Origin of the sequence: Sorangium sp. So ce836 (assembly GCF_028553905.1) — a bacterium.
GTDB classification, from domain to species: domain Bacteria; phylum Myxococcota_A; class Polyangia; order Polyangiales; family Polyangiaceae; genus Sorangium; species Sorangium cellulosum_D.
Window position 1 is genome coordinate 6898892 of sequence record NZ_CP102233.1, and the last position, 26060, is coordinate 6924951.

Annotated in this window: 19 protein-coding genes; 8 read left to right on the top strand and 11 right to left on the bottom strand. The window is 72.5% G+C overall.

The features are described 5' to 3' along the window. Nucleotides 1-23: 23 nt before the first annotated feature. The 7 genes from NQZ70_RS25080 to NQZ70_RS25110 form a co-directional block, all read right to left on the bottom strand. Nucleotides 24-1547: a sugar ABC transporter ATP-binding protein gene (locus NQZ70_RS25080; protein WP_129576448.1), complete on the bottom strand. Its 1524-nt coding sequence runs from the start codon at nt 1545-1547 to the stop codon at nt 24-26. Nucleotides 1548-1593: 46 nt separating this feature from the next. After that, a complete protein-coding gene (locus tag NQZ70_RS25085) occupies nt 1594-2643 on the bottom strand; it encodes a sugar-binding protein (protein WP_129576449.1) in 1050 nt (349 codons plus the stop codon). Between the two features lie 173 nt (nt 2644-2816). Next, entirely contained in the window at nt 2817-7898 is a 5082-nt protein-coding gene (locus tag NQZ70_RS25090; RefSeq protein WP_129576450.1) for an AAA family ATPase, read from the bottom strand. 332 nt (nt 7899-8230) lie between these two features. Beyond that, nucleotides 8231-9112, bottom strand: a complete 882-nt coding sequence (locus tag NQZ70_RS25095) for an ABC transporter ATP-binding protein (protein ID WP_129576451.1) — start codon at nt 9110-9112, stop codon at nt 8231-8233. Then, nucleotides 9109-9939 carry an ABC transporter ATP-binding protein gene (locus NQZ70_RS25100; RefSeq protein WP_129576452.1) on the bottom strand — a complete coding sequence of 277 codons (831 nt, stop codon included), beginning with the start codon at nt 9937-9939 and terminating at the stop codon, nt 9109-9111. The genes NQZ70_RS25095 and NQZ70_RS25100 overlap by 4 nt, the downstream gene beginning before the upstream one ends. Before the next feature lie 5 nt (nt 9940-9944). Next, nucleotides 9945-10742, bottom strand: coding sequence for a nitrate ABC transporter permease (gene ntrB, locus NQZ70_RS25105; protein WP_129576453.1), 798 nt, complete (start codon nt 10740-10742; stop codon nt 9945-9947). A gap of 55 nt (nt 10743-10797) precedes the next feature. Continuing rightward, complete coding sequence (locus NQZ70_RS25110) at nt 10798-12117, bottom strand: CmpA/NrtA family ABC transporter substrate-binding protein (RefSeq protein ID WP_129576454.1); 1320 nt, start codon at nt 12115-12117, stop codon at nt 10798-10800. Nucleotides 12118-12637: 520 nt separating this feature from the next. Between NQZ70_RS25110 and NQZ70_RS25115 the strand changes: the two genes are divergently transcribed. After that, a complete protein-coding gene (locus NQZ70_RS25115) occupies nt 12638-13492 on the top strand; it encodes a hypothetical protein (protein WP_237245589.1) in 855 nt (284 codons plus the stop codon). 15 nt (nt 13493-13507) lie between these two features. Here the strand turns inward: NQZ70_RS25115 and NQZ70_RS25120 are convergent, their stop codons facing one another. Together NQZ70_RS25120 and NQZ70_RS25125 are read right to left on the bottom strand one after the other, a co-directional pair. After that, nucleotides 13508-14698: a cytochrome P450 gene (locus NQZ70_RS25120; protein WP_129576455.1), complete on the bottom strand. Its 1191-nt coding sequence runs from the start codon at nt 14696-14698 to the stop codon at nt 13508-13510. Nucleotides 14699-14795: 97 nt separating this feature from the next. Further along, on the bottom strand, nt 14796-15662 hold the full coding sequence (locus NQZ70_RS25125) for an alpha/beta hydrolase (RefSeq protein ID WP_324293055.1): 867 nt from the start codon (nt 15660-15662) through the stop codon (nt 14796-14798). A gap of 240 nt (nt 15663-15902) precedes the next feature. Between NQZ70_RS25125 and NQZ70_RS25130 the strand changes: the two genes are divergently transcribed. The 3 genes from NQZ70_RS25130 to NQZ70_RS25140 are packed head-to-tail and all read left to right on the top strand — an operon-like array spanning nt 15903 to nt 19681. Then, nucleotides 15903-18071 carry a hypothetical protein gene (locus NQZ70_RS25130; protein ID WP_237245590.1) on the top strand — a complete coding sequence of 723 codons (2169 nt, stop codon included), beginning with the start codon at nt 15903-15905 and terminating at the stop codon, nt 18069-18071. Further along, on the top strand, nt 18068-18700 hold the full coding sequence (locus tag NQZ70_RS25135) for a hypothetical protein (RefSeq protein WP_129576456.1): 633 nt from the start codon (nt 18068-18070) through the stop codon (nt 18698-18700). Before NQZ70_RS25130 ends, NQZ70_RS25135 begins: the two co-directional genes overlap by 4 nt. Nucleotides 18701-18706: 6 nt before the next feature. Beyond that, on the top strand, nt 18707-19681 hold the full coding sequence (locus tag NQZ70_RS25140) for an SUMF1/EgtB/PvdO family nonheme iron enzyme (protein ID WP_129576457.1): 975 nt from the start codon (nt 18707-18709) through the stop codon (nt 19679-19681). Between the two features lie 61 nt (nt 19682-19742). On the opposite strand, the gene NQZ70_RS25145 is transcribed toward NQZ70_RS25140, so the two are convergent. Next, nucleotides 19743-20771: a hypothetical protein gene (locus tag NQZ70_RS25145; protein ID WP_129576458.1), complete on the bottom strand. Its 1029-nt coding sequence runs from the start codon at nt 20769-20771 to the stop codon at nt 19743-19745. A gap of 274 nt (nt 20772-21045) precedes the next feature. Here NQZ70_RS25145 and NQZ70_RS25150 point away from each other — a divergent pair, with 274 nt between their 5' ends. Continuing rightward, on the top strand, nt 21046-21441 hold the full coding sequence (locus tag NQZ70_RS25150; protein ID WP_129576459.1) for a VOC family protein: 396 nt from the start codon (nt 21046-21048) through the stop codon (nt 21439-21441). Between the two features lie 78 nt (nt 21442-21519). On the opposite strand, the gene NQZ70_RS25155 is transcribed toward NQZ70_RS25150, so the two are convergent. Continuing rightward, nucleotides 21520-21726, bottom strand: a complete 207-nt coding sequence (locus NQZ70_RS25155; protein WP_129576460.1) for a hypothetical protein — start codon at nt 21724-21726, stop codon at nt 21520-21522. Between the two features lie 356 nt (nt 21727-22082). Between NQZ70_RS25155 and NQZ70_RS25160 the strand changes: the two genes are divergently transcribed. Genes NQZ70_RS25160 through NQZ70_RS25170 form a run of 3 tightly spaced genes read left to right on the top strand, consistent with a single transcriptional unit; the run spans nt 22083 to nt 25739 of the window. Continuing rightward, entirely contained in the window at nt 22083-23840 is a 1758-nt protein-coding gene (locus NQZ70_RS25160; protein ID WP_129576461.1) for a serine/threonine-protein kinase, read from the top strand. Nucleotides 23841-23844: 4 nt separating this feature from the next. Continuing rightward, on the top strand, nt 23845-24885 hold the full coding sequence (locus NQZ70_RS25165; protein WP_165374144.1) for a hypothetical protein: 1041 nt from the start codon (nt 23845-23847) through the stop codon (nt 24883-24885). Further along, nucleotides 24885-25739 carry an SUMF1/EgtB/PvdO family nonheme iron enzyme gene (locus tag NQZ70_RS25170; protein WP_129576463.1) on the top strand — a complete coding sequence of 285 codons (855 nt, stop codon included), beginning with the start codon at nt 24885-24887 and terminating at the stop codon, nt 25737-25739. Before NQZ70_RS25165 ends, NQZ70_RS25170 begins: the two co-directional genes overlap by 1 nt. The last annotated feature ends 321 nt before the right edge of the window (nt 25740-26060 follow it).

The window sequence follows — 26060 nt, forward strand, 5'->3', positions numbered from 1 at the left end:
CGATCCCGCCCGATGGCTCCGGGTCACGCCGCGGCGTCGCTGCCGGTCGCGAGCCGCATGATCGCCTCCTCGCGGAGCTCGGCGCGGCCGAGCTCCCCGGCGATGCGCCCCTCGTGCATCACCAGCGCCCGATCCGACATCCCCATCACCTCTTCCATGTCGCTGGAGACGAACAAGGTGGCCATGCCGCTCGCGGCCAATCGCTCCATCAGCTGGTATATCTCGTGCTTTGCGCCGACGTCAATGCCGCGGGTCGGCTCGTCGAGCAGGAGCACGCGCGGCGACATCGACAGCCACTTTCCGATCACCACCTTCTGCTGGTTGCCGCCGGAGAGGTGCTGCGCCGGCTGCACGTCGGTCGGCGTCCGCACCCCGAGCTCGCGCACGATCTGCGCCGACATCCGGCGCTCGCCCGCGCGATCGAGGACGCCGTAGCGGTGCGCCGCGCCGAGGCTCGGCAGGCTCACGTTCGCCCGGATCGCCATCTCCAGGATGATGCCCTGTTGCTGGCGATCCTCCGGGACCAGGCCCATCCCGGCGGCGATGGCGTCGCGCGGGGTGCGCGGGGTGAACGCCCGCCCGGCCACGCGGACGGCGCCGCCGGCCGCCGGCGTGACGCCGAACAGCGTCCGCAGCAGCGACGTGCGCCCCGCGCCGAGCAGCCCCGCCACGCCGACGATCTCGCCCGCGCGCACCGTGAAGGAGAGCGCGTGCTCGGGGTGCCGCGGCGTCCTGAGGCCCGAGACCTCGAGCACCGGCTCGCCCGGCGGGTGCGGGACGTGCGGATAGAACTGGGAGAGATCGCGGCCCACCATCAGCCGCACGATGCGATCGTGGCTCATCTCGTCGCGCGGAAGCTCGCCCGCGTTCTCGCCGTCGCGCAGCACGAGGACGCGATCGCACAGCGCCATCACCTCGCCGAGGCGGTGAGAGATGTACACGACGCCGATGCCGCCCGCGCGGAGCTCCCGCACCACCTCGAACAGCGCCTCGGCCTCGGGCGGGCACAGGCACGACGTCGGCTCATCCATGATGAGCACCCGGGCGTTCGCGGAGAGCGCCTTGGCGATCTCCACGAGGTGACGCTGCCCGAGCGACAGGCCGCCGACGAGCGCGCGCGGCGAGCACGCGAGGCCGACCCGCGCCATGATCGCCCGCGCGTCCCGCTCCATCCTGCGCTCGTCGATGAAGCCGCCCCGCCGCGGCTCCCGGCCGAGGAAGATGTTGGCGGCGATATCGAGGTTCTCCGCCAGGTTGAGCTCCTGGTGGATGAGCGCGATCCCGCGGGAGAGCGCCTCTCGCACCGAGCCGAGCGCGGCCGGCCGCCCGTCGAGGCGCATCTCGCCGGCGTCGGGCGCCTCGACGCCCGCGAGGATCTTCATGAGGGTGCTCTTGCCGGCGCCGTTCTCGCCGACGATGCCGAGCACCTCGCCGCGGCCGAGCGCGAGGTGAACGTCATGGAGCGCGAGCACGCCGGGAAAGCGCTTGGTCAGGCCGCGCGCCTCGAGCAGCGGCGCCCTGTCCGGGTCGGGCGAGGAGGCTGTCATTCGCGTCAGGGGGTCGGTCCGGCGGCGCCGCGCGGCCCGCCGGGGCTCACTCGGCCTTGCCCGCCTTCTGCTTCAGATCCGCCCAGAACTCGGCCAGGTTGGTCTTGCGGATCTGCCGGGCCGGCAGGGAGATGAACTCGCCCGGGGGCACGACGGAGGTGTCGCCCCGCACGAGCGCCGCGAGCACCCGCACCGACTCCTTGCCGTACATGTACGGATTCTGCACCACCGTGCCGACCACCTCGCCGTCCTGGATCGCGCGCAGCGTCGCGTCCTGCTCGTCGAAGCCGACGACCTGGATCGAGGCCATCTTCCCGGCCTGCTTGACCGCCTCGAGCAGGGCCGGCGTGTGGTAGGCGTTCAGGCCGATGAGGCCCACGAGGTCCGGGTGCGCCGACATCATGTCTTCGGCGTTGCTCTTCGCCTTGGCGGCGTCGATCTGGTCCGTCAGGGTCGCGATGATCGTGTACTTCGCCCCCTTCAGCTCCTGGTTCAGCGGGTCGTTTCCGCCGCTCGTGTCCTTCCGATCGAGCAGCTCGTCGAGCACGCCCTGGCGGCGCTTGCGGGCGTTGTCGCCCTCGAGCCGGCCGACGAGGATGGCCACCTTGCCCCCGCCGGGGATCGCCTCCTTCACGAGCTGCCCCGCCATCCGGCCAGCGACGTAGTTGTCGATCCCGATGTACACGAGCCGATCGCTCTTCGGCGCGTCCGAGTCCTGCGTGATGAGCTTTGTCTTGGCCGCCGCCTTGTTGAGCAGCGGGACCTGGTTCTCCGCGTCGATCGGGCTGATCGCGATGCCGTCGACGCCGCGGATCAAGAGGTCCTCGACCCGATGCATCTGGTCGTTCACGTCGCTCGGCATCACGACGCTCACCTCGGCGTTGTACTCCTTCGCCCCGTCGATGACGCCCTTCTCGGCGATGGTCCAGAACGGGGCGACCCCGTTCGTGATGTAAGCGAGCTTCGGCTTCGCGCCCTCTGCCGGCGCGCCCGGCGCCCCCGGCGCGCTGCCGGCGCCGCTGTTGTCGCAGCCCAGGGCCGCGAGCCCCGCCGCCACGCAGACCCCGACGATGAACCGTCCGATGCTCTTCATCATGCGCCTCACCCCTCCACCCGCGCGGAGCCGCCCGACTCGACGGATCCAGACGCCTCGTGCCGCCGCACGGCGCACGATGAAGCAGGCACCCCCCGGCGGACTGGCGGACTCATGATGCGCCATCCGCTCCGGACGTGTCTACACGATTCGACGTACGGGCCTCCGGGCCGTCCCTAGGCGCGTGTCCCCGACCCCCTCAGGGCGCCGGATCGGCCGATGGCGTAGGCGATCCCGCTCTGCAGTGTGCCGCGGATCGCGATGCGCGACATGTCGATGTCGAGCCGGATGAGCGCCTGCGCGACCTCGCCGCGGATGCCGGTCAGCACGGCCTGGGTCCCGAGCAGCCGGAGGGCGTTCGCCGCGTTGATGAGCGCGTTCGCCACCCGGTGATCGACCCCCTTGAGCCCCGTGACATCGATGATGACCACGCGGGCGCTGCTCCTCATCGCGCCGTCGAGCAAGGTCTGGAGCACGTCCTCCGCGCGCTCCTCGTCCAGCGTGCCGATGAGCGGCATGACCATCACGTCGTTCGTGATCGGCACGAGCGGCGTCGACAGCTCGGAGATCTTCTCCCGCTGGAACCGGATCACCTCCTCTTGCAGCTGGGCCCTCGCCTCCTCGGCGCGCTCGCGCTCGCCGAGCTCGTGGAGGAGGCGCAGGTTGGCGTCCCGGAGCTCCTCGCTCTGCGCCGAGAGGCGCTCGTTCGCCTGCGACAGCTCCTCCGTCCGCTCCTCGACCTCCCGCTCCAGGCGCTCGTTGGCGGCCCGGAGCTCGGCGCTCACGGCCTCCAGATCCGCGTAGAGCAGCGCGTTCTCGACCGCCACCGCCGCCTGCGACGAGAGCAGGCGCAAGAGCTCGATGCGATCGGCGGTGAACGCGTGCTCGGCGAGGTGGTTCTCGAGGTACAGGACGCCGCTCAGCCGGCCCTGGTGGAGCAGCGGCAAGCCGAGGATCGATTTCGGCCGGCGCGCGATCACGTGCGGATCGCCGGCGAGGCGCGGGTCGTCCTCCGCCCGGCCGATCACGAGCGCCTCGCGCGAGCGCGCCACGTAGTGCACGACCGCGCGGGCCAGATCGAGGCGCGTCTCCAGGGGCATCGCGAGCCCGAGGCTCACCGTGTCGGGGTCGACCGAGATCATCGCCTCGACCGTGAGCACCTCGCCGCGCGAGAGGATCAGGAACCCCCGGCTCGCCCCGGCGCTCTTGATCACGCTGCGCAGCACCTGATCGAGCACCTTGTCCAGCACGATCTCGCTCGAGATGGCCTGAGCGGTCCTCAGCACCGTGGCGAGGTCGAAGCTCTCCCCCGCGACGAGCCCCGGCAGCGCGGTGCTCGTCGGCGAGAGCGCGACGGCCCCGTCCGCGGCCGACGGGGCGGCCGGCGCGAGCGCCTCGCGCAGCGCCTCGACCTTCGCGCTCGCCCCCCAGCGCTCGTACAGGTAAACGGCCCTGCGCAGGAAGATGCCGGCGAACTCGGCCCTGCCCTGGGCGAGCCAGAACCTGCCGTAGAGCTCGTTCCCGAGCGCCTGATTGTTGATGTAGTCGGCCTGCCGCGCGGCCTCGATGCCCTGCTCGTAGAGGTCCATGGCCTCGGCGCGCCGCCCCTCGACGCGGGCCTGCTCGGCCAGCAAGAGCAGGTGTTTGTGACGCACGTTGTCCGGCCCGGCGTCCGCCCAGCGCTTCATCCGCCCAAGGAGCCGCCCGAGCTGCCCCTCGTGCTCCCGCCGCTCGGCGCCCTCCGCGCCCTCCAGCGCGGCGATCCGCATGAGCCCCGCATAGAACGTCGCCTCGGGCACCTTCGCGTGCGTGGGCAGCGCGCCCTCGATCACGGCGAGCTTCTGCATCAGATCGGGATAGCTCGCCCGGTCGCCGAACAGGTACGCATTCCGGATCTTGGCGTAGTACAGCCACCCCATGTGGTAGGGCGAGCCGCCGTGCTTCGCCGTGTAGGACGCCTCGTCGAACGCGCCGTCGTCGAAGCTGAGCCGGCTCCTCGTGAGCCCTTGCAGGCATTTCATGGGCTGGATGACGCCCGCGAGGAGGATATCGATGATGTCGTGGCTCCGGGCGCGCCGCAGGAACGCGAGGTGCACCTCGGTGAGCTGCGAGAGCTCCGCGAGCGGCATCCCGTAGGTGAGCCGGTCCGAGCCGCTCTGGCTGATCATGTAGCCCATGGCCGTCCAGTCGCCGGCCTGGAGCCCTAGATCGTAGACGCGGTCGTAATAAGGATCCGCCCTCCGCAGGGGCTGCGTCCAGCTGTGCACGTCCGCGGAGAAGATGTGGTAGGTCTTGGCCCGGAGCACGAGGTTGTCGAGCTGGTCCGCGAGCTCGATGGCCATCCTGCCGAATCGATAAGCCGTCTCGTACTCGCCGAGCAGCGGGCCCACCACCATGCCGTACGCGACGTATCCGAAGGCGGACATGTCGCTGTTCCCGTGCTGCAGCGAGAGCGTCACCATCTTCACGATGGCGAGGTTCGCGAGCGTCTGATCGCTCGAGTTGTAGGCCCCGAAGAACAGGTTGACGAGGAGCTCCAGCGTCACCGGGACCTCGGGGCGCGTCGTCCTCGGGGCGTGGGCGAGCTCCTCGATGCTCCGCCCTCCGAGGAGGACCGGCACCGCCTCGAGCTCCTGCGCGAGCAGCGCGGCGACCTCCTCCCGGTCCTCGGGGATCGGGCACCCGAGGAGCCGGAGGCCGGCCTTCTGGACCAGGGTCGCCTCGTGATTGCGCCACTGGAGCAGGTATTGATTCGCCTGGACGAGGTGGATCGAGACCTTGTCCATCTCGGTCCGGGCGCGCTCGAGCGCCGCGGCGCACAGCCGCTCGGCCTCCTCGAACGCGCCGCACAGCGACTCGACCTCGGCGCGCTCCCGGTGGAGCGCGAGGGCGAGCTCGTAGTGGTCGTCGAAGCCGCCGCGGGGCAGAAACGCCATGCCCGCGTGGAAATAGCCGGCCGCGGCCTCGTAGGCGGTGGCCGCCTTGGCCCGCCTGCCGGCGGCGAGGTTCAGCTCGGCGGCCGTGGCCTGCTCGGCGGGCGAGGTGACGATCGGCGCCGCGATGTTGAAGTGGTTCACGATGTCGAAGAGCGCCTCCTCCCGCGCGGCGCCCTCGCTGCTCGCGACCATGAGCCGCCCGATCCTGAGGTGGACCTCCCTCTTTCGATCCTCGCCGATGAGCGAGTAGGCCGCCTGCTGGACGCGATCGTGCAAGAAGCGGTAGGTGACGCGCCAGTCGACGCCGGCCCGCGCGTCGCCGTCGCTCGCGTGCGCGAGGCGGTAGTCGGTGTCCACGGGCGCGATCAGGCCCTCTTGGAGGATCTTCCACAGCGCGGTCACGGTCTCGTGCGGCGGCCGCTCGCTGATGACCGCGAGCGTGCGCAGATCGAACTCGTGCCCGATGCACGCCGCGAGCCGGAGGACGCGCACGAACTCGGGATCGAGCTCCTCGATCTTGCGCGCCATGAACTCGACGACGTTGTCGGTGACCGTGCGGCGCCGGATGCTCTCGATGTTCCACGTCCACGCGCCCGCCTCGAAGCGGAGCAGGCCCTCGGCGTGGAGCGAGGCCAGGAACTGCCGCACGAAGAACGGGTTGCTCTGGGTCCGGTCGAACACGACGCGGGCGAGCGGCTCGACCTCGTCGCGCGCCGCCGAGAGCGCGTCCGAGAGCAGCTCGACCACGTCGCCGAGGGCGAGCGGCCGCAGCCTGAGCTCGCAGAGCGGCGCGCCTGCCTTCTCGATCTCGCCGAGCGCGACCCGCAGCGGGTGCGCCGCGTACACCTCGTTGTCGCGGTAGGCGCCGATCACGAGCAGATAGCCGCGCTCCGGATCCGTGGCGAGGACCTCCAGCAGCTTGAGCGAGGCGGGGTCGGCCCACTGGAGGTCGTCCAGGAAGAGCACGAGGGGGTGCTCGGCGGTCGCGAAGACGCGGACGAACGCCTTGAAGATCGCGTGAAAGCGGCCCTGCGACTCCGCCGGCGGGAGCTTCTGGACCGGGGGCTGCGGGCCGACGATCCACTCGAGCTCCGGGATGAGGTCGACGAGGAGCTGGCCGCTCGTGCCGAGCGCGCGGGCGAGCTCCGTGCTCCAGCGCGCGAGCTGCTCCGGCCGCTCGGTGAGGATGTGCCGGATGAGCTCCCGGAAGGCCCGCGCGAGGGAGGTGTACGGCGCGCCGCGGTTCAGCGGATCGAACTTGCCGGCGGTGAAATAGCCGCCTCGCTGGGCGATGGCCTTGTGGATCTCGTTCACGAGGGCCGACTTGCCCATGCCCGAGTACCCCGACACGAGCAGGAGCTCCCCCTCCCCGCCGGCGGCGCGCTCGAAGGCGACGAGCAGCGCGCGCTCCTCCTCGGCGCGGCCGTAGAGCTTCTGCGGGATGCGCAGCGTGTCCGGGATGTCGCGCTGGCCGAGCGCGAACGGCGCCACCGCGCCGGCGGTCGAGAGCTGGCGGAGGCACGCGTCGAGGTCGGCGAACAGGCCGAAGGCGCTCTGATATCGGTCCTCCGCGTTCTTGGCGAGGAGCTTCATCACGATCCGGGACACCGCCTCGGGCACGCCCGGGACCCGCTCGGGCGGGGGCACGGGCGTGCGCGCGATGTGGCCGTGGATGAGATCCATCGGATCGCTCTCGTTGAACGGCAGGACGCCGGTGAGCATCTGGTAGAGGGTCACGCCGAACGAGTAGAGATCGGTGCGGCGATCGATCACGCGGTTCATCCGGCCGGTCTGCTCGGGCGACATGTACGCGAGCGTCCCCTCGAGCGCCTCGGGGCTCACCGCCTGCTGCGTCTCCTGCGGGAGGAGCGTGGCGATGCCGAAGCCGACGAAATGGACCTTGAGCGTGTCCGGGTCGACCAGGAGGTTGTGCGGCTTGACGTCCTTGTGAATCACCTTGCGGCGGTGGATCTCGTCGAGGACCCGGGCCGCCGAGCGGGCGATCGTCAGGGCCGGCTTGAGCTCCAGCCGGCCGGCGCGCAGGATGTCGTGGAGCGTCGTCCTGCTCGGCCTCTCGAGCACGAGGGCGAGGCCGTTTTTGTGCTTCTCGAGCCCGTACGCCTTGACGACGCCCTCGACGTCGAGCTCGCGGAGGACGTTGTACTCGTGCCGGAGCGACGCGAGCTCGCGCGAGCTCGGGAACTCGCTCTTCAGGACCTTGAAGACAGCAGGCTTGCGCTCGTCGCCCCAGGTGCCTTCGAACACCTCGATGCTCGAGTCGCTATAGATCTGCTGGCTCACGGTACACGTTGCGGAGAGCATGTCACCTCGCCACGGCGCTTGACCGTCCGGGCCGCACAGCGCATGTGCCGAGCAGAAAGGACGGACGGTGGCTTGGCAGAATCGCACCGTGGGCGGATTCTGTCTAGATCGCTCGTCCGCGGGTCACCCCCCGAATCCGGGGCGTCCGTTCGCATTTGACTGAGATTTTGCCGCCTTTGTGCTCCAGCTCTCCGGCTCGGGCCTATCGCGGCAGTCGCGCCCGGTGCCGAGCGCGGCGGCGGCACCGGCGCGCCGCGGCGTCTCTGGCGCGGCGCGCCATGCGCCGTGGGTTGCCTCGCGCTCGATGGCAGGGAGCCACCGACGTTGCGGGGCTACGCCGACGACCTGCTCCCCTTCCAGAGCGCGGTCCAGAACCGTCCCGTCTTCACGGCGGCCTCCCGGGCAGGCGCTTGCGCGCTGTCCGCGGCGGGCTCGTCCTTGTGCGCCTGCCCCTCCAGGAACGCGATCAGCCGCTCTCGGAGAGGATAGTACATGGGATCGTCGAGCACCGCCTGACGGTCCCGGGGGTGCGGGAACGGCACCTCCAGGATCTCGCCCACCCGCGCCCCCGGGCCGTTCGTCATCATCGCGATGCGGTCCGACAGGAATAGGGCCTCATCCACGTCGTGGGTGACCATCAGCGCGGTCTTCTGGTCCTCGGCCCACAGGTTCATGAGCACCTCCTGGAGCTCGAGCCGGGTCAGCGAGTCGAGCATGCCAAAAGGCTCGTCGAGCAAGAGCATCTTGGGCGACAGGGCGAAGGCGCGCGCCAGCCCGACCCGCTGCTGCATCCCGGAGGACAGCTCGCGCGGCTTCTTGTGCATCGACTCCTCGAGCCCGACGAGCTCCAGGTAGTGCGTCGCGATCTCGAGGCAGTCCTTCTTGCTCTTCTGCCGGTGGACCTGCTCCACCCCGAGCAGGACGTTCTCGAGCGCGGTCATCCAGTGGAGCAGGCACGGCGACTGGAACACGACCCCGCGGTCCGGGCCGGGCCCGTGGATCTGCCGGCCCGCGAGGACGATGCCGCCGCTCGTGATCTCGCTGAGGCCCGCGACCATCGACAGCACCGTGGACTTGCCGCAGCCGGAGTGGCCGATGAGGGACAGAAACTCGCCCTTCCTCAGGTTCAGGTCGAAGTTGCGGACGACGACCGCAGGGCCGTTCGGGGTGGGAAAGGTCTTGGTGACGTTCCAGATCTCGAGATACTTCTTCATGCGACCGCCTCCGCGCTCCGCGCTGCGCCGGACACGCCCTTGCCCGCGCTCGGCCCGGCGCCCGGGCCGAGCAGGTAATTGATCACCGCGCCCCGGATCTCCTTGAAGCGCGGATCGTGGTTGAGGGCCTTGCGATCCCGCGGGCGCTCGAGATCGACGATCACGCTGGGGCCCAGCGTCGCGCCCGGGCCCTTGCTGAGCGGGACGATGCGGTCGGCGAGGAGGATGCCCTCGTCCACGTCGTTGGTGATGAGGAGCACGGTCTTCTGGGTGGCCCGCCAGATCCGCGCGATCTCGTCCTGCAGCGTGGCGCGCGTGAGCGCGTCGAGCGCGCCGAGCGGCTCGTCCATCAGGAGGATCTCCGGATCCATGGCGAGCGCCCGCGCCACCGAGACGCGCTGGCGCATGCCGCCGGAGAGCTGCGCCGGCCTCTTGTCGCGGGCCGGGGTGAGCTTCACCATGGCGATGTAGCGCTCGGCGTGCTCGCGCTTCTTCTCCGCGGGCCAGGCCGAGAAGATCTGGTCCACGGCGAGATAGACGTTCTCGTAGACCGTGAGCCAGGGCAAGAGGGAGTAGTTCTGGAAGATGACGCCGCGGTCGGGCCCCGGCCCCTCGATCGGCCTCCCGCTCAGCGTCACCACGCCGGCGTCCGGCCGCTCCAGCCCGGCGATGAGCGACATGAGGGTCGTCTTCCCGGCCCCCGAGTAGCCGACGACGGCGACGAGCTCGCCCTTTTCGATCTCCAGGTTGATGTCCCGGAGCACCTCGGTGCGGGCGGCCCCGGCGCCATAGCTCTTGTCGACGTTGCGCAGCTTGACGAGCGCCATCGCCGTCACCCTCCCGCCAGCTTGAGCCTGCGCTCGACGAGGCTCATCAGCGCGTCGAGGAGGAAGCCCACGACCCCGATGGTGATGATGCACAGGATGATGTGCTCGTAGATGAGACTGTTGTACTCCTGCCAGAGGAAGCCGCCGACGCCGGGCGAGCCCGTCAGCATCTCCACGGCCACGATCACCAGCCAGGCGATGCCGAGGCTGAGCCTGAAGCCGGTGAACATGTACGGCAGCGCGGCGGGCAGCTGCACCTTGAGCAGCGTCTTCATGCGGGAGAGCCGGAGCACCCGGGCGACGTTGATATAGTCCTGCGGGATCGACCGCACCCCGAGCGCGGTGTTCAGGACCGTCGGCCACATCGAGCACATCGCGATGGTGAAGACGCCGGCAGGGTCCGGCTTCTGGAAGAGCACGAGGCCGAGCGGGAGCCACGCGAGCGGGGAGACGGGGCGGAGGATCTGGATGATCGGATCGAAGCTCGACTTGAACAGCCTCGAGGCGCCGAGGAAGAAGCCGATCGGCGTCCCGAGCAGGATCGCCAGCGTGTATCCCTTCGCGACCCGCTGGAGCGAGTACCACGTGAAGCGGAGGATGCCCTGGTCGAGCTCTCCCCGCTTCTCGAACGGCTCGAAGATGTAAGGCCTGCTCACCTCCCACGTCTTGAGCGGAGAGGGCAGCGTCTGGGCCCACAGGCTGCTCGCGGCGGCCCATAGCCCGATCACGCACGCCACCCCGAAGAGGGGCAGGATCATGTGGTCGACTCGAATCTTGGGAGAGATCGCCTTCGCCTCGCTCATGCAGGACTCCTCCGCCGCCGCCGCGCTTCCCGTCGGCTCCCGGCGATGTTGGGGCTCACCCCTTCAGGGCGTTGACCGGGAACGACGTCGCATACTTCTCGGGGTCCTTGGGATCGAACGTCACGCCGTCGAACAGCGTCTCGGGCTGGTCGTCCGGGCCGCCGTGCGCGACCCCGAGCTCCTTCATCGCCTCCTCGTAGAGGTCGGGGCGCATGACCTGCTTGACGACGCCCTCGTAGTCCGGCTTCCCCTCCACCATGCCCCAGCGCCGGAACTGGCTGAGCCACCAGAGCGCGTACTTCGGCTGCGGGTAGTTGCAGCTCCGGTCACTGAAGATCATGTAATCCTTGTCATCCTTCCTGCGGCCGTCGCCGTAGTCGTACTGCCCCTTCAGCCGGCCGAGGATGAGCTCCGGAGGACAGTTGATGTACGTGGGCCTCGACACGATGTCCGCCTGCTCCGGGCGGTTGTCGAGCTTGTCGAGCCAGACGCTCGCCTCGTGGAGGGCCTTGAGCACCGCCTTCACCGTCTTCGGGTTCTTGTCGGCGAACTCCGCGGTGAACGCGCACACCTTCTCGGGGTGGTCCTTCCAGAGCTCCTGCGTGGTGACGGCGGTGTATCCGATCTGATCGGCGATGGCCCTGGCGCCCCACGGCTCGCCGACGCAGAACCCGTCCATCTTCCCCACCTTCATGTTGGCGACCATCTGCGCGGGCGGGATGGTCACGAGCGCGACGTCCTTGTCCGGGTGGACGCCGCCCGCGCCGAGGAAATAACGGGTCCACATGGCGTGCGTCCCCGGCGGGAACGTCATGGCGAAGGTCATGGGCGCGCCCTTCGCCTTCGCCTCATCGACGAACGGCCGGAGCGCCTTGGGATCCCCGGCCACCTTGCCCCTGAGATCGCTCTTCATGGTGATCGCCTGGCCGTTGCGGTTGAGCAGCCACGGGATGATCATGGGCTTCTTCGGCGACCCGAGGAGCCCCATCGTCGAGGCGAGCGGCATGCCGAAGAGCATGTGCGTCGCCTGGAGGTCCCCGTTCGACAGCGCGTCGCGGATCGCCGCCCAGCTCGCGCTCTTCACGATGGTCGCGTTGATGCCGTACCTCTTGAAGAACCCCTTCTCGTGGGCGATCACGAGCGGCGAGCAGTCGGTCAGCGCGATGATGCCGAAGCGCAGATCGGACACCTCCGGCTTGTCGGCGGTCGCGACGAGCGGCGCGGCGTTCGCGGCCGGCGGCCCCGGCTCGTCCGAGCGCGAGCCGCAGGCGGGGAGGAGCGCCGCTCCCCCGAGCCCGAGGGCGCCGCCGAGGAAGCGCCGGCGGCGGAGGGGCGCCTCGCTCGGTGCCTCACGCGAAGGTTCTCGTCTCTTCATTCCATCGTCCTTTGCTGGGAATGACCCCATGATGCGCTAAGGACGATGCATGGGTGCGTGTTTCATTCAAGTTTCTGTGGGATATTTTTTCTGCATTCGAGTCGTGCATGTCGATTGCCGGGCGGCAGCGAGCCGGCGCCGGGACGGACCACCCTCGCTGGGCCGGCGGTCGAGGGTCGATTTGCAGTCTTCGCGTCTCTGGCGCTCTTGGCGCCTTGGCGGTTTGTCTTCGTCTCTTCCGAGATCCTTTGCAGAGGTCATGGCCGCGTCCCGAGCGACGCGGGACACGCGGCGTCCGCCCGGCGCCGCGCCGGGGCCGGCCGGCCGAGCAGGCCGCCGCGGCGCGGGCGCCGGCGGCCTTCGCGGGCGTCTCCCCCGCACCGGGCTCGCTCGCCCCCTCGGGCGGCCGGCGGATCCACGTGCGCTGCTTGCAAGGCCGCAGGTGAGACGGTAGCGTCCGCGCCACGCGGCGCACCGCCTGCAGGGCGTGACGGCATGATGCGGTAGGAGAGGAAGGGAGATGACGAGCGGGTCCGCTACATGGGTGTGGGCGGCGGCGTGCCTCATGGCCTGCGGGTGCACGGCCGTGGCCGGGCTCGACAAGCCGTTTCACCTGATGGACGGCGGTGGCGCGGGCGGGGAGAGCGCCGGCGGAGGCGGCGGAGCCCCCGTGGGGTGCGAGGACGAGGTGAGCGAAGGGTGCGTCTACGCGCGGTGCGGCGCCGTCCCGGCCAGCGCGCCGGGCGGCGTCTACACGCTCGACCCCGACGACACCGGCCCGCAGGAGCAGTTTGAGGCCTACTGCGGTGAGGCGGCTGAGGGCGATCGGTGGGCGCTCGTTTACAACAGCGTCGGCGCGGCGGACGGCGCCACGCTCGCGTTCTGGAAGATCCTGTATGCCGACCGGCTCAGCGCCAAGGGTGAGCCGTCGATCACCGGCAACCATTACCAGCCTTCCCTGTACGTCGTTGGCCGTGAATACCGCGACGAGATCGAGGACATCGCCGGGACGGTCGCCGAGGTCATGCGCGCCACGGCCGAGGGCATCGATACGGCGGACATGCACTTTCTCACGCCGATCCGCGTCTCCGGGGAGGAGGAGCTCTTCACGTGGCAGTTCGCCACCGGGTGGTCGTCGCCGGACTTCGACGCTGACACCAAGGGCGACGGCAACTGCGCGAGCTCCTACGTGGGGGTCACGCAGCACTACGGGCACTGCTTCGTCTACAACCTCGGCGCGGACGACGACGCGCCGATCGAGGACGAGGGCTGGGGGCCGCACGTGAGGACCCTGAGCGCGACGTCGTTCGGGCTCTCGGACGACGGCAGCGCCTACACGCGGGTGAAGCGGATCTCGCGCTGGACCCGCTGGTGAGCGCGCCCGGCGCGCTCAGGCCGGGTGCGCCACGAGCGGCAGCGACGTCACCCCGCGCATGGAGAGGGCGCGCCGCCACTCCGGCGGCCCGGCCGGGGAGAGGCGGCGGACGCGCGGCAAGAGCGCCGTGAACAGGAGGCGGGCCTCGAGCCGCGCGAGCGGCGCGCCCAGGCAGAAGTGGATGCCGTGCCCGAACGGCAGGTGCGTGACCCCACCCCGGTCGATGTCGAACCGGTGCGCGTCCGGGAAGTGCGCCTCGTCCCGGCTGGCGGCTCCGATCATCACGAGCACCTTGGCGCCCTTCGGGAGGCGCACGCCGCCGATCTCGGCGTCGGCCATGGCGAGCCGGTACACCGATCGCACCGGCGGCTCGTACCGCAGGACCTCGTCGATGAACCTCGGGATCAGCGCCGGATCCGCGCGCAGGCGATCGAGCACCTCCGGGTGCGCGATGAGCTGCAGCGCGCTGTGGCTCAGGAGGTGCACCGTGGTCTCCAGGCCGCCGACGAGGAGCAGGAAGAGGAAGCTCATCAGCTCGGCGTCGGTGAGCGACTGGCCGTCGACCTGAGCGCGGAGGAGGTCCGTCACCATGTCGTCGGCGGGCGCGCGGCCGCGGCTGGCCAGCACCTCGGTCAGGTACTGCTCCGCCTCGCGCACGGTGGTGCGGATCTCTTCCATGCGCGCGGTCATGTCCGGCGTGACCGGGCTGATGCTGGTGAGGTCGTCGGTCCAGCGCTTGAAGCGCGCGTGGAGGGAGGGATCGAGGCCGAGGAGCTCGCCGATGACGCTCGCGGGGAGCGGCATGGCGAGCGACTCCACCCAGTCGACCGGCTGGCCGAGCGGCAAGCGCGCCGCGATGTCCTCTGCGAACGCGCGCACGCGCGCCTCCAGGCGGGTCATGGCCGCCGGCGTGAAGGCGCGGTTCACGAGCGACCGCAGGCGGCCGTGCGCCGGCGGATCCAGGACGAGCATGGAGTCGCCGAACGGGTTGTGCCCGAGCCACGCGGGCTTTGTGGCGGCGCGGAACCCCTCCGACGAGAACAGCGCGGGGTCCTTGAGGACGGCGATGACGTCGTCGTGACGGGTCACCGCCCAGAAGCCGCCCGGGTCGACCTGACACACGGGGGCCTCGCGCCGCAGCCGGGCGTACGTGGGGTACGGGTCGGCGAGCATCGCGGGGGACATCAGGTTCAGCCGTTCGCTCATGGATCGAGGACCTCCCGGGCGGGTCAGGGATGGAGCGGGCATGGTCGCCTGACGCGAGGGCGCGCCGCAAGCGACGTCGGAGCCGAGCCGGCGCCGATCAGCGATCCCGGAGGAGGTCCATGACCGCGGCGCAGAACGCCGGCGCGTCCTCCTCGGGCCACATGTGGGTGGCCCCGCGGGCCACCAGGTGCTGCCCGGGGATGCAGCGGGCCGCCGCGCGGGAGACCACGCTGAACGCTGGCCGCGACAGCTCGCCATGAGCGACGGTCACCGGCACCTTCAGGCTCGCCAGCTGTTCGCGGGTGATGGCTGGCGGCTGAGGCTGCGAGAGGAGGAGCGGCATGGTCCGCGCATTGTCCAGGTTGACGGCCTGTCGCTCCGCGGGTTGAGCGTCGAAGTATCCCTGGCGCTGGCCCGACCCGTCGAGCAGGAGCCTCAAGGCCTCTCGGCTGTCGCCGCGCTGGACCGCCCCGAAGACGGGGCCGAACATGGCGTTCAGGTCGTCCCCCAGCGCGCGCAGCTCGGCGGGATCGGTGACGTACGAGGGGACCCCGGGCTCGTAGATGAAAGCGCTCCTCAGCAGCTCGGGGTGGCTCAGCGCCGCGGTCAAGGCCACGTGACCGGCATAGGACCACGCGACCAGATGGACGGGCCCCGCGTCGAGGCCGCGGAGGAACGCGGCCAGATCGTCCGCGTGCGTCTGCACGCCGAACGGGGGCCAGCTCGTGTCCCACGCGCCGGTCCCGAAATAGCGCTGGCTGTAAGCGATGGCCCGGTACCGCTGGCCCACGATGGCGCGGTGACGGTCCCACATCCGATGATCCGAGGCCGCCCCGTGCAAAAACACCACCGGAGCGCCCTGCCCCTGCTCTGCATAGGCGAGGCGGGCGCCGTTCACATCCATCGACCGAGGTGCGTCGGCGCCGTCCGAGCCGCCATGTTCCGACAGAGATGCTGATTCCATACCCAGGCGGCGATAGCTCGCTCGAGCTCACGGATCAAACGCCGCGTGGAGCTCGTCGGTCGCGGCGCTCGAGCGCTGCACGTCGCTCGTCTGGGCCGGGGACGGGGCTCCCCGGCGCCCTGCGCCCTGGGGAAGCGGCGCGCGCTCGATGCCGCGCATCGGCCCGCCGCCGGCGTGCTGCGGCCCGCCGCCGCGCCGTTGACCCGGGACGCGAGGGCGGGCGAAGATCCGGCGATCCCTTTGCGCCGCCCCGCGACACGCTCTCTCGCCGCACTCCTCGCGCTCGCAGCGAGCGCCTGTTCCCGCGGCCCCTCCCCTGGCGCGGACGCGGGCGCTGCCCCGGCCGGCAGCGCGGGCGCCCCGGTCGGCAGCGCGGGCGCGCCGGCCGATCCCCCGGCACCGCCCGGCGCCGCGCCCGCGCGCGCGCCGGTCCGCGAGGGGGGCGCCCTCGCCCGCGCGGCGCGCGAGGACGCGCTCTACGTGGCCGACGAGGATCACGGCGTCGTTCGCGTCGTGCCGCTGCCGCTCGATCCCGCGCGCCCCGGCGCAGGCGTGCCCGCGCCGGGGCGGCCCGCGCAGGTGCTCGCGCTCGGCGGGCGCGGCGGGCACGAGGCGCGCGTGCTCGCCACGGTCCGCGACCCGGGGCTCCTGCTCATCTTCCGGCCGGACGCGTCGGCCGCTCTCGTCGAGGTCGGCCGCGTCCCGCTGCCGGCCGACGCGTGGGGCATCGCGGTGACGCCGGACGAGAAGACCGCGATCGTGACGTCGGCGTGGACGCACAAGGTCTCGGCCGTGGACCTCGAGGCCGGAAAGGCGAGGTGGACGGTCGACGTGGCGCGCGAGCCGCGGGGCGTCGCCGTGCTGCCCGACGGCAGCGCCGCGTACGTGAGCCACCTCGTCGGCGCGGATCTCACGCGGATCGACGACCTCGGCGGGGCGCCGAGGGTCCGGCGCGTCGCGTTGCCCGCGTCGCCGCTGCGCGCCCCGTCGGGCGAGCGGCTCGCGGCGTCGCTCGGCTATGCGCTGGCGCTCTCCGAGGACGGGCGGCGGCTGTTCGCGGCGCGGCACGCGCTCGGCGCCATGGGCCACGCCGCGTGGTTCGGCGCGGCGACCGTGGACGTGCTGATCACCGGCCGGGACGAGCCGCTCGCCCCGCCGCACCACGGCAACCTGCCGGTGCTCCGGTCGGCGTTCGCCGAGCAGGTGATCACGCCGGAGAGCGTCATCACCCTGCCGGGCGCGAGCGTCACGCCCGTCACCCAGCCGCGCGCCGCGGTCTACCGCGAGCGCGCGCGCACGCTGCTCGTCGCGGGCGAGGGCGACGACCTCGTGCTCGAGGTGGACGCGACCGCCGTGGATCCGACGCTCGCGATCGTGAAGAGCTACCCGGTCGGCGGCCGCTACGACCCGCACATCCGCGTGGCCGGCACGTGCGGCGCGCCGACCGGCCTCGCGCTGTCCGCGGACGAGGCGACGGCGTGGGTGTTCTGCCGCTCGACCGGCGACGTGGCGGCGCTCCGGCTGCACGATCCGGCGGCGGGCTCGATCGCGGCGCCGGCGGGCGCGGGCGCGACGGGAGCGCCCGGCGCGGCGCCCGCGGCGGAGGGGCCGGCGGCGCTCGTGCACCTCGCCGACGATCCGCTCGGCCCCGAGGTCGCGAAGGGGCGCCGGCTCTTCTACAACGCGCTCGACGGCACGGTGAGCGGCAATCTCGGCTGCGCGGGGTGCCACCCCGACGGGCGCGACGACGGGTACGTCTGGCGCGAGGCGACCTTCAGCACGGCCGACGGCGAGCACGCGAACTTCGTCGGCCGGCCGGAGAACATCCCGGAGGTCGCCAAGAGGAAGGGGTTTCCGCGGCGCACCCCGATGCTCGCCGGCAACGTCGGCGCGGCCGGGCCGTACGGCTGGCACGGCGAGAGCGAGGATCTGGTCGGCAGGCTCCAGACGGGCATGGGGCTGCACCGCTGGGGCGGGCTGCCGATCGACCACACGCCGGCCGGCCTCGCGGCCAGGGCCACGTACCTCGCGATGTTCCTCCGCCGGAGCCTGGTGACGCCGCCGCGCGGCGAGGGGGCGCCCGACGAGCGGGTGAAGCGCGGCCGGGAGATCTTCCACAGCGACGAGGCGAAGTGCTCGCGCTGCCACGTGCCCGCGAGCGATTACACCGATCGCATGGCGTACCCGATGCCGAAGCGGCCGCCGCTGCGGGGCTACGACGAGGATCCGCGCCCCGAGTACAAGACGCCGTCGCTGCGCTTCGTGGGCGGGCGGCCGCCCTACCTGCACGACGGGCGGGCCGGCACGCTGGCGGAGCTGATCGAGCAGAACGCCGACTGGATGGGCAAGACGAGCCACCTGTCGCCCGAGGATCGGGCGGCGCTCGTGGCGTTCCTGGAGACGTTATGAGGCTGCGCTTCGCGTGGATCGCCTGGACGGCCGCCGGCATGGCCGGCGTCCTGGCCGCGGCAGCCGGCACCTCCGGCGCGCAGCAGGACGGCGCGCGCTCGGCCGCCGCCACGGCGAGCGCGCAGCAGGACGGCGCGCGCTCGGCCGCCGCCACGGCGAGCGCGCAGCAGGACGGCGCGCGCTCGGCCGCAGCGACCGACGCCGGCGAGGAGCGGCCCCTCGACGCCGAGCCGTTCCCCGCCGAGCCGTCGAAGCAGCCCACGGCCGCCGAGTGGAAGGCCGCGCCGCGCGTCCGCCTCTCCCGCACCGGCCCCGCGGCCGCGGGCTGCCGCGCCTACCGGATGAGGGAGTGGCTGCGCATCCGCTGCCCCGAGCTCACCGTCTCGGCCATCTCGCTGCTCGGCGGGAAGACCGAGGGCGTGGCCTTCTGGATCGATCCGCCCCGCGGCGGCAGCGAGCTCCCCCGCGGCGGCGAGGTGATGTTCCCGATCCGCCGCGGCGATCGGCGCGTGATCCAGATCCTGACCTTCGGCCCTGGCTACGATGGGCCGTTCACCTTGTTGCCGGCGATCGTCGTCCAGGAGCAATGGCTCGACGACGAGCCGGCGCCGACCGTGACCGCCTCCTGAGACACCATGCGATCCGACAGCACGCCCCTCGCCCTCTCCGCGCTGTTCTTCCCTGCCATCGCGAGCGGCGTCCTCGCCGCCGCGTGCGCCGCCTCCCCGGCCGCGCCCCCGCCCGCCGGGCCTTCGCCTGCCGCGCAGGCGGCGCCGGCGAGCGCCTCCGGCGGCGCGGCGACGGCCCCGGTGTCGCCCCAGCCCGGGTCCGACGCGGCCCCGGCGCCGGCCGGCGCCAGCGCGACCGCCGCGCAGGCCGGCGGCGACCCGGCCGCTGCGCAGGCCGGCAGCGGGCAGGCCTCCGCCCCGGCGGTGCCCCCCTCGGACGGATGTCCGGACGGCATGGCCCGGGTCCCAGGCGGCAGCTTCGTGATGGGCCCGCTGAAGGTGAAGGCCACCGTGGCGGACCTCTGCATGGACAGGACCGAGGTGACCGCCGAGGCCTACGCCGCGTGTGTCAAGGCGGGTAAGTGCACGGATACGTTGGCGAATTGCGCCAAGGAGGCGTCGACGTACGGCGTCGCCGGGAAGGAGAAGCAGCCGATGGTCTGCGTCGACTTCGCGCAAGCCAAGGCTTACTGCGCGGCCCAGGGCAAGCGGCTGCCGCGCGACGACGAGTGGGAGTGGGCGGCCCGCGGCGGCGAGGAGGCGCGGCCGTACCCGTGGGGCGGCGAGGCCCCGAAGGATCAGCTCTGCTGGTCCGGCGGCGGCGCCGTGCGCAAGACCGCATGCGACGTGGGGAGCTTCCCCGCCGGCGCCAGCCCGCAGGGCATCCAGGACCTGGCCGGCAACGTCTTCGAGTGGACGACGAGCGCCAACGACGGCAGGGGCAAGATGCGCGTCGCCCGCGGCGGCAGCTGGCGCGACGGCATCCCGCCGCTCGTCAGGACGGCGCGGCCCGGCGGCTTCGAGGCGACGTACCGCTGCGGGTTCCTCGGCATCCGCTGCGTCGTCGAGCCGGCGGCGCAGGCGGCCCAGCCGGCCCAGTAGCTCGCGCCGCGTCAGCCGGCGTCCATCGGGTCCGGCGGATCTGTCGCCCGGCGCCGTTGCGCTACGTCGCGTTCGGATCGGCGAGCCAGGTCGCCAGCGCTTCCGCCGAGAACGAGAGCATCACCTCCGCCACCCGGGTCTCTTGCAGCCGGGCGAGCCGCTCCCCGAGGGCCGCGGTCTCCGCCTCGGCGAGCGGCCTGCCGAGCCGGAGCTCGCACATCGGCGCCGTCAACCGAAGCCGCGCGCGCTGCTCCGCCTCCCTCTTCGCCTCCTCCGCGCGCTGCTCCGCCTCCCTTTCCGCCTCCTTCTTCGCCTCCTTCACCGCCTCCTTCACCGCCTCCTTCACCGCCTCCTTCACCGCCTCCTTCAGCGCCGCTTCCACCCCCGCTTCGACCTTCCGCGCGGTGAACTGTTCAAACCATTCCCGGGTTTCCATGATGAAATCCCTCTCCTCGGAGGGCAGCCCTGGAAGGAGCTGCTCCGGCATCTCGAAGCTTAACCGAACGAGCCACGGCATCGCCACCCGGCGCTCCCACGCGTCCCCGGGGAGCGCCGCGAGATCCCGCAGCGCCGCTCGGCGCACCCGGGGCGCGCCGAGCAAGCGCAGCAGCACCGTACCCCGCACGCGCGGCAGCTCCGCGATCACCACCGCATGGATCCGCCACCCCGGCGCCGGCCCCGCATAGAGGCCCTCCAGCCCGGAGGCGTCCTGCACGAAACCGAAGTCGCGCAGCACCCCGTCCTGGCGCCCGGCGCTCACGATCCACGCCGACGGCAGCTGGAGCGCGCGCTGCGCTCGCAACTCGAGCGTGTGGTGCCACTGGTAGCGCTTGCGCATGCAGCCGTGGAGCTCGGCCGCGCCCGGCGCGGCGCTGAACACCTCCACCATCCCCGCCTCGGCCGCCATCGAGCGGAGCAGGCCCGGCTCGATCTCGGGATGCGCGCGCAATAACGCCGGATCGGGCACGTGCCACACGTCGATCCGCTGGGCGTCCCCGGCCGGCACCTCCACCTCGGTCTCGGCTGCGCCCACGAGCACGAAGAAGTCCCGGAGGATGTTCTTGGCGAGCTGATCAAGCCGGAAAAACATGACTGCCGCCGATACCACACCAGGGCTCGAACGGACACTTTGCGACATCGCGCGCGTCGTCACGAGCGGTGTCGAGGGGGCATTACGGAGACCACACAATTTCATTCATACATTCGATCGACACCGATGCTCGGCCGCGTCTGGCGCGCCGGCCCGGGCCGGGGGACCATCTGCCGCCGGGGCCTCCGAAGGCGCGCCCCGCGGACGCCTGCGCCGCCCGAGGCGCGCGGCTTGCGTTCCGGCCCGGCGCGGCGCACCTTCGCGCCCAGCCACCATGCACAGCGACGATCCCTACGTGATGCCCGCCTACGTCAAGCTCCTCGTGGTCGACGCGGAGCGCTCCGCCTCGTTCTTCGAGCTCCTCGGCTTCACCCGCGTTCACCAGGATCCGGTGTTCGTTCACCTGCGCTGGGCGCGCTATGCCGATCTCTTCCTCGTGGCGACGCCGCCGGGGGTCTCGCTGGCCGGCCAGCGCGGCCTCGGCGTCATCGTCTGCTTCAGCGCGACCGGCGACCTCGGCATCGAGACCATCGCCGCGCGCGCCGCGGCCGCCGGCGCCGCCGTCGACGGTCCGCGCGACCAGCCGTGGCATACCCGGGAGGTCGTCGTCACCGACCCGGACGGCTACCGCCTCTGCTTCGTCGAGCCGAGCACATCCCTGCGGGGCTGACGTCCCCGCCCGCGCGCGAGCGCGGCGAGCCGCCCGGACAGCGCCGGCCGGGCAGACAGCGCCATCACCTCGAGCGGATCAGCTGTTCTCCGATCGCATCGTCACCGCCAATCCGCACTGGCCGTTCGACGCCGAGCGCGCCGACGAGCTCGATATCGACGTCTCGCCGACAGGCGTCCTCCACATCCGGTATTTCCCCTGGAGGTTCGACACATCCTGGGACATGGCCTGCCAGGGCCCGGTCATGACCAGGTACATCCCCGGCATCGGCGTCGTGACGCTCACGCTTCACCAGAACATCACCATCCCCTTTTGATCCGAGCTGCCCTGCTCGCGGCGCCGCCGAGCGCGCCCATGGCCTCCTCGCGCCGTGGGTCCGCGGGGCCGAACCGTGTTGTTCGTCACGGCGCTTCGCGCGCGCAGGCTCCTGCTCCCTGCGCGCCTCCGGGGCCCGCCTCGGCGGGCTCCGGAGCGCGCTCACCGCCCCCTCCTCCCCCGCCCGCTCGACCCTCGCGGCGAGCGCCGCGGGCGAGAGCGCTCGATCCAGGAGATCGGATCCGCAGGGCTCGCGGGCGCATCGGCGGGCGAGGCCGTCCTGGCGAGCGGCGGCGCCGTGCGCGCTCGTGTATCATCGCCCCGGCATGTGGTCGGAGCCGTCGCATCCGAGGCGAATCGGGCGGTATCTGCTCTACGGCCCGATTGCGTCCGGCGGGATGGCGTCCGTGCACCTCGGCCGGCTGGTCGGCGAGGCGGGGTTCGCGCGCACCGTGGCCGTCAAGCGGCTGCACCCCCAGCTCGCCGCGGCGCCCGAGATCGCCGAGAGCCTGCGCGACGAGGCCCGCATCGTCGCGCGCATCCAGCACCCCAACGTGGTCGCCACGCTCGACCTCCTCATCGCCGAGGACGAGGCGTTCCTGGTCATGGACTACGTGCGGGGCGAGTCGCTGGCGCGCCTGCTCCGGGCGGCGCGCGACCGCGGCGCGCCGGCGCCGATACCCGTCGTCGCGAGCATCGCGTGCGGAGCGCTCCACGGGCTGCACGCGGCCCACGAGGCGCGCAGCGAGTCCGGCGAGCCGCTCGGCATCGTGCACCGCGACGTCTCGCCCGAGAACGTGCTCGTCGGCGTCGACGGGGCGGCGCGGCTGCTCGACTTCGGCATCGCCAAGGCGCGCGGGCGGCTCAGCACCACCCGCGGCGGGCAGATCAAAGGCAAGCTAGCTTACATATCGCCCGAGCAGCTCCTCTGCGGCGAGGTGACGCGGAGGACCGACGTGTTCGCGGCGGGCGTGGTCCTCTGGGAGGCGCTCGCGGGCCAGCGGCTGTTCGACGGCGTCGACGAGGCCGCGATCCTCGGGGCCGTGCTCGAGCGGCCGATCCCGCCCCCGAGCTCGCTCGCGGCGCACGTGCCGCCGGCCCTCGACGCGATCGTCCTCCGGGCGCTCGAGCGGAACGCCGAGGGCCGCTACCCGACCGCCCGCGAGCTCGCGATCGCCGTCGAGGACGCGGTCCCGCTCGCGTCGCCGCGCGCGGTGGGCGAGTGGGTGGAAGAGCTCGCGGGTGACGCGCTCGCGCGGCGGGCGGCCCGCGTCGCGGAGATCGAGGGCGCCTCGGCGGCGGCCCCCGGCAGCGCGGCGGTGGCCGGCGCGGGGGCGCCAGCGCGCGGCGGGTCGAGCGAGCCCGGGATGCAGAGCGGGCGCGAGCCCGGCAGCGAGCGCGGGCGCGACCTCCAGAGCGGGCGCGACCTCCAGGACGGGCGCGACGAACGCAGGTCGGCGGGCCCGCGCGCAGGCGGGCTGGCCGAGACCGCGCCCGCGATCCCGACCAGCGCCCTCGATGAGGTCGCGCTCGCGGCGGTGCCCCCGCCGGGGTCCGCCACGTCCAGCGGGCTCTCCGTGGCGCTCTCCCCGGGAGACGGCGCGCCGCGCGACGCTCCGCCCGCCGCGACGTCGAGGCGCGCGCGGCCGGTCCTCGCGTTGCTGGGCGCGGTGCTCCTCGGCAGCGCGGCGGCGCTCGCCGTACAGTGGGCGCGCCGCGGCCCGCCCGGGCCGGAAAACGCGGCGAGCGCGGCCCACGCGCCCGCGGTGCAGCCCGCCGGCGCCGGTGCGTCGGGCGCGCCGCCGGCCGCGGCCCCGCCGGCGCCCGGCGCGCCGGACATCACGAGCGCCGCGCCCGCCGCTCCGGGCCCGCCGCCGGCGTCGAGCCCGGGCAGCGCGCCGAGCACGCCGTCGGCGTCGGGCGCCACCGCGACCGCGCCCGCCCGCAAGCCGGCGCGCACCGCCGCGGGCGCGCGCGCCCCTGCGCCCACGCCGCGGCCGGCCGGCGCCGACGCCCAGCGCTGCTCTCCGCCCTACACCGTGGACAAGGCCGGCATACGCCGGCTCAAGCCCGAGTGCATGTGACCCGATGAACGCCTCCTCTCCCGCCCGCGCGCGGCCCGCGCGCCCGCTCGCCGTCGCCGTCGCCGTCGCCGTCGCCGCGGCGCTCGCCCTCACCGGCGCCCGCGCCCACGCCCAGCCTCACAAGCGGGCGTGCGCCGCCGCCTACGAGCGCGCGCAGGGCCTCCGCCGCGACGGCAAGCTCCTCGCCGCGCGGGAGGCGCTCATCGCGTGCTCGCAGCCCACCTGCCCGGCGGCCGCCGTGGCCGATTGCGGGCCATGGCTCGCCGAGGTCGAGAAGAGCCTGCCCACCGTGGTCATCGCCGCGAGGGACGCGCACGGGCGGGAGCGGCTCGACGTGCGCGTGCTCGTGGACGGGCGCCCCCTCGCCGCGGCGCTCGACGGCAAGGCGCTGCCGGTCGATCCCGGCCCGCACACCTTCCGGTACGAGCCCGCGTCGGGGCCCGCCGTCGAGGAGCGCGTGCTGATCCGCGAGGGCGAGAAGAACCGCGCCATCACCGTGATCCTGGGCGCCTCCTCGGCCGGCGCGCCGCCTGCCACACCGACGCCCGCCTCGCCGGCCGCATCGCCCGCGTCACCCGCCTCGCCTGCCGCATCGCCCGCGTCACCTGCCCTGCCGGCCGCGTCGCCCGCGTCACCCGCCCTGCCGGCCGCATCGCCGGCGCCGCCAGCCGCGCCGTCCGCCCCGCCGTCCGCCCCGCCCGAGGAGCCCGCGGTCCCCGGGCTCGTGTGGGCTTCCGGCGCCCTCGGCGCCGCGGGGCTCGCCGTGTTCGCCGTCGCCGGCGCGCTCTCGCTGAGCGCCGAGGCCGACCTGCGCGCCACGTGCGCCCCGCGCTGCCCCGGCGACGACGTGCGCGCCATCCGCGTCCAGCACGCGATCGCCGACGTCGGCCTCGGCGTGGGCGTCGTCGCCCTCGGCGCCGCGGCGTGGCTCTACCTGACGCGGCCGGCCGCGGCGAGGCCGCCGAACGCCGGCGCCGCCGCGCCCGGACCGGCGCTGCGGCCGTTCGTCGCCGGCGCCGCCGCGGGCATCGAGGGGGCCTTCTGATGCGCCTCCGGCCGGCCCACGCCGCCGCGGCCGCGCTCGCGGCCGCCCTCGCCTCCGCGTGCACGCTCGTGCGCCCGCTGCACGGCCTCACCTGCGAGCCGGGCGCCGGGAACGCCTCGTGCCTGTACGGCCAGCCCTGCGAGGCCGACGCCGACTGCGCGACGGCCTCGTGCGTCGCCGAGGTCTGCCAGTGCCCCGTCGGCATGGTGACGATCGAGAGCTCGTTCTGCATCGACCAGACCGAGGTGTCGAACGCGGCCTACCGCGCCTTCCTCGCCACGCAGCCGGACGTCGCCGCGCAGGAGCCGTTCTGCCTGTTCAACGACAGCTTCGCGTTCGACACCGGGCCCGGCGCGCCCGACGTGTGCAAGACGCGCAGCGAGGACGATGGGCACCCCGCCACCTGCGTCGACTGGTGCGACGCCCGCGCTTACTGCAAGAGCCTGGGAAAGCGCCTCTGCGGCGAGATCCACGGCGGCCCGCTGCCCTACGGCGGCGACACGGCGCAGGGCGAGTGGTTCGAGGCGTGCAGCCACCGGGGCACGCTCGCCCACTCGACCGGCGAGCTCGACACGGAGCATTGCAACGGTGACGGGGTGGCGACCGTGCCGGTCGGCGACGACGACAGCATGGCGTGCGAGGGCGGCTATTTCGGCCTGCAGCACATGAGCGGCAACGTCCGCGAGTGGGAAGACGCGTGCTCGGACGACACCGGCCCGGGCGATCTCTGCAGGACGCGGGGCGGGGCGTTCGACAGCGGGGGCTCGCTCGACGAGCTCCGGTGCGACGCGCGCGACGTGCGGGAACGAGCCGACACGGATCACACGATCGGGTTCCGCTGCTGCAGCGGGTAGCGCCCGATGCACCCGCGGTGCCTCTTGCATTCACCAGAGGCTCTCCTCGTCAACGTAGAAAGCCCGTGAACAAAAGAGAGACAAGCCACCGAGGCACAGAGGGCGCAGAGAAGAAGAGGTGAAAGGGTTCTTCTCTTTCTCTCTCCCTCTGTGCCCCTGCGCCTCTATGGTTCAATTCTTCTCTTCGAAGACTCGGGCAGCGCTCAAATTGAGCATGAAGATGGGGAGGCGGGAAGAAAAGATCAATGTTCTTCCCGTCTTTCCGCCTTCATGTGAGCTCTCTTCGGGCAAATTTGAGCACTACCAAGATTTGGCCTGCAC

What these genes read in the sequence shown, in the direction of transcription:
- NQZ70_RS25100 (WP_129576452.1), bottom strand. Translation starts at nt 9,939, where the DNA reads ATGGCGCTCGTCAAGCTGCGCAACGTCGACAAGAGCTATGGCGCCGGG.
- NQZ70_RS25145 (WP_129576458.1), bottom strand. Translation starts at nt 20,771, where the DNA reads ATGTTTTTCCGGCTTGATCAGCTCGCCAAGAACATCCTCCGGGACTTC.
- NQZ70_RS25115 (WP_237245589.1), top strand. Translation starts at nt 12,638, where the DNA reads ATGACGAGCGGGTCCGCTACATGGGTGTGGGCGGCGGCGTGCCTCATG.
- NQZ70_RS25090 (WP_129576450.1), bottom strand. Translation starts at nt 7,898, where the DNA reads ATGCTCTCCGCAACGTGTACCGTGAGCCAGCAGATCTATAGCGACTCG.
- NQZ70_RS25080 (WP_129576448.1), bottom strand. Translation starts at nt 1,547, where the DNA reads ATGACAGCCTCCTCGCCCGACCCGGACAGGGCGCCGCTGCTCGAGGCG.
- NQZ70_RS25150 (WP_129576459.1), top strand. Translation starts at nt 21,046, where the DNA reads ATGCACAGCGACGATCCCTACGTGATGCCCGCCTACGTCAAGCTCCTC.
- NQZ70_RS25120 (WP_129576455.1), bottom strand. Translation starts at nt 14,698, where the DNA reads ATGAGCGAACGGCTGAACCTGATGTCCCCCGCGATGCTCGCCGACCCG.
- NQZ70_RS25095 (WP_129576451.1), bottom strand. Translation starts at nt 9,112, where the DNA reads ATGAAGAAGTATCTCGAGATCTGGAACGTCACCAAGACCTTTCCCACC.
- NQZ70_RS25085 (WP_129576449.1), bottom strand. Translation starts at nt 2,643, where the DNA reads ATGATGAAGAGCATCGGACGGTTCATCGTCGGGGTCTGCGTGGCGGCG.
- NQZ70_RS25135 (WP_129576456.1), top strand. Translation starts at nt 18,068, where the DNA reads ATGAGGCTGCGCTTCGCGTGGATCGCCTGGACGGCCGCCGGCATGGCC.
- NQZ70_RS25165 (WP_165374144.1), top strand. Translation starts at nt 23,845, where the DNA reads ATGAACGCCTCCTCTCCCGCCCGCGCGCGGCCCGCGCGCCCGCTCGCC.
- NQZ70_RS25170 (WP_129576463.1), top strand. Translation starts at nt 24,885, where the DNA reads ATGCGCCTCCGGCCGGCCCACGCCGCCGCGGCCGCGCTCGCGGCCGCC.
- ntrB (WP_129576453.1), bottom strand. Translation starts at nt 10,742, where the DNA reads ATGAGCGAGGCGAAGGCGATCTCTCCCAAGATTCGAGTCGACCACATG.
- NQZ70_RS25125 (WP_324293055.1), bottom strand. Translation starts at nt 15,662, where the DNA reads ATGGAATCAGCATCTCTGTCGGAACATGGCGGCTCGGACGGCGCCGAC.
- NQZ70_RS25110 (WP_129576454.1), bottom strand. Translation starts at nt 12,117, where the DNA reads ATGAAGAGACGAGAACCTTCGCGTGAGGCACCGAGCGAGGCGCCCCTC.
- NQZ70_RS25160 (WP_129576461.1), top strand. Translation starts at nt 22,083, where the DNA reads ATGTGGTCGGAGCCGTCGCATCCGAGGCGAATCGGGCGGTATCTGCTC.
- NQZ70_RS25140 (WP_129576457.1), top strand. Translation starts at nt 18,707, where the DNA reads ATGCGATCCGACAGCACGCCCCTCGCCCTCTCCGCGCTGTTCTTCCCT.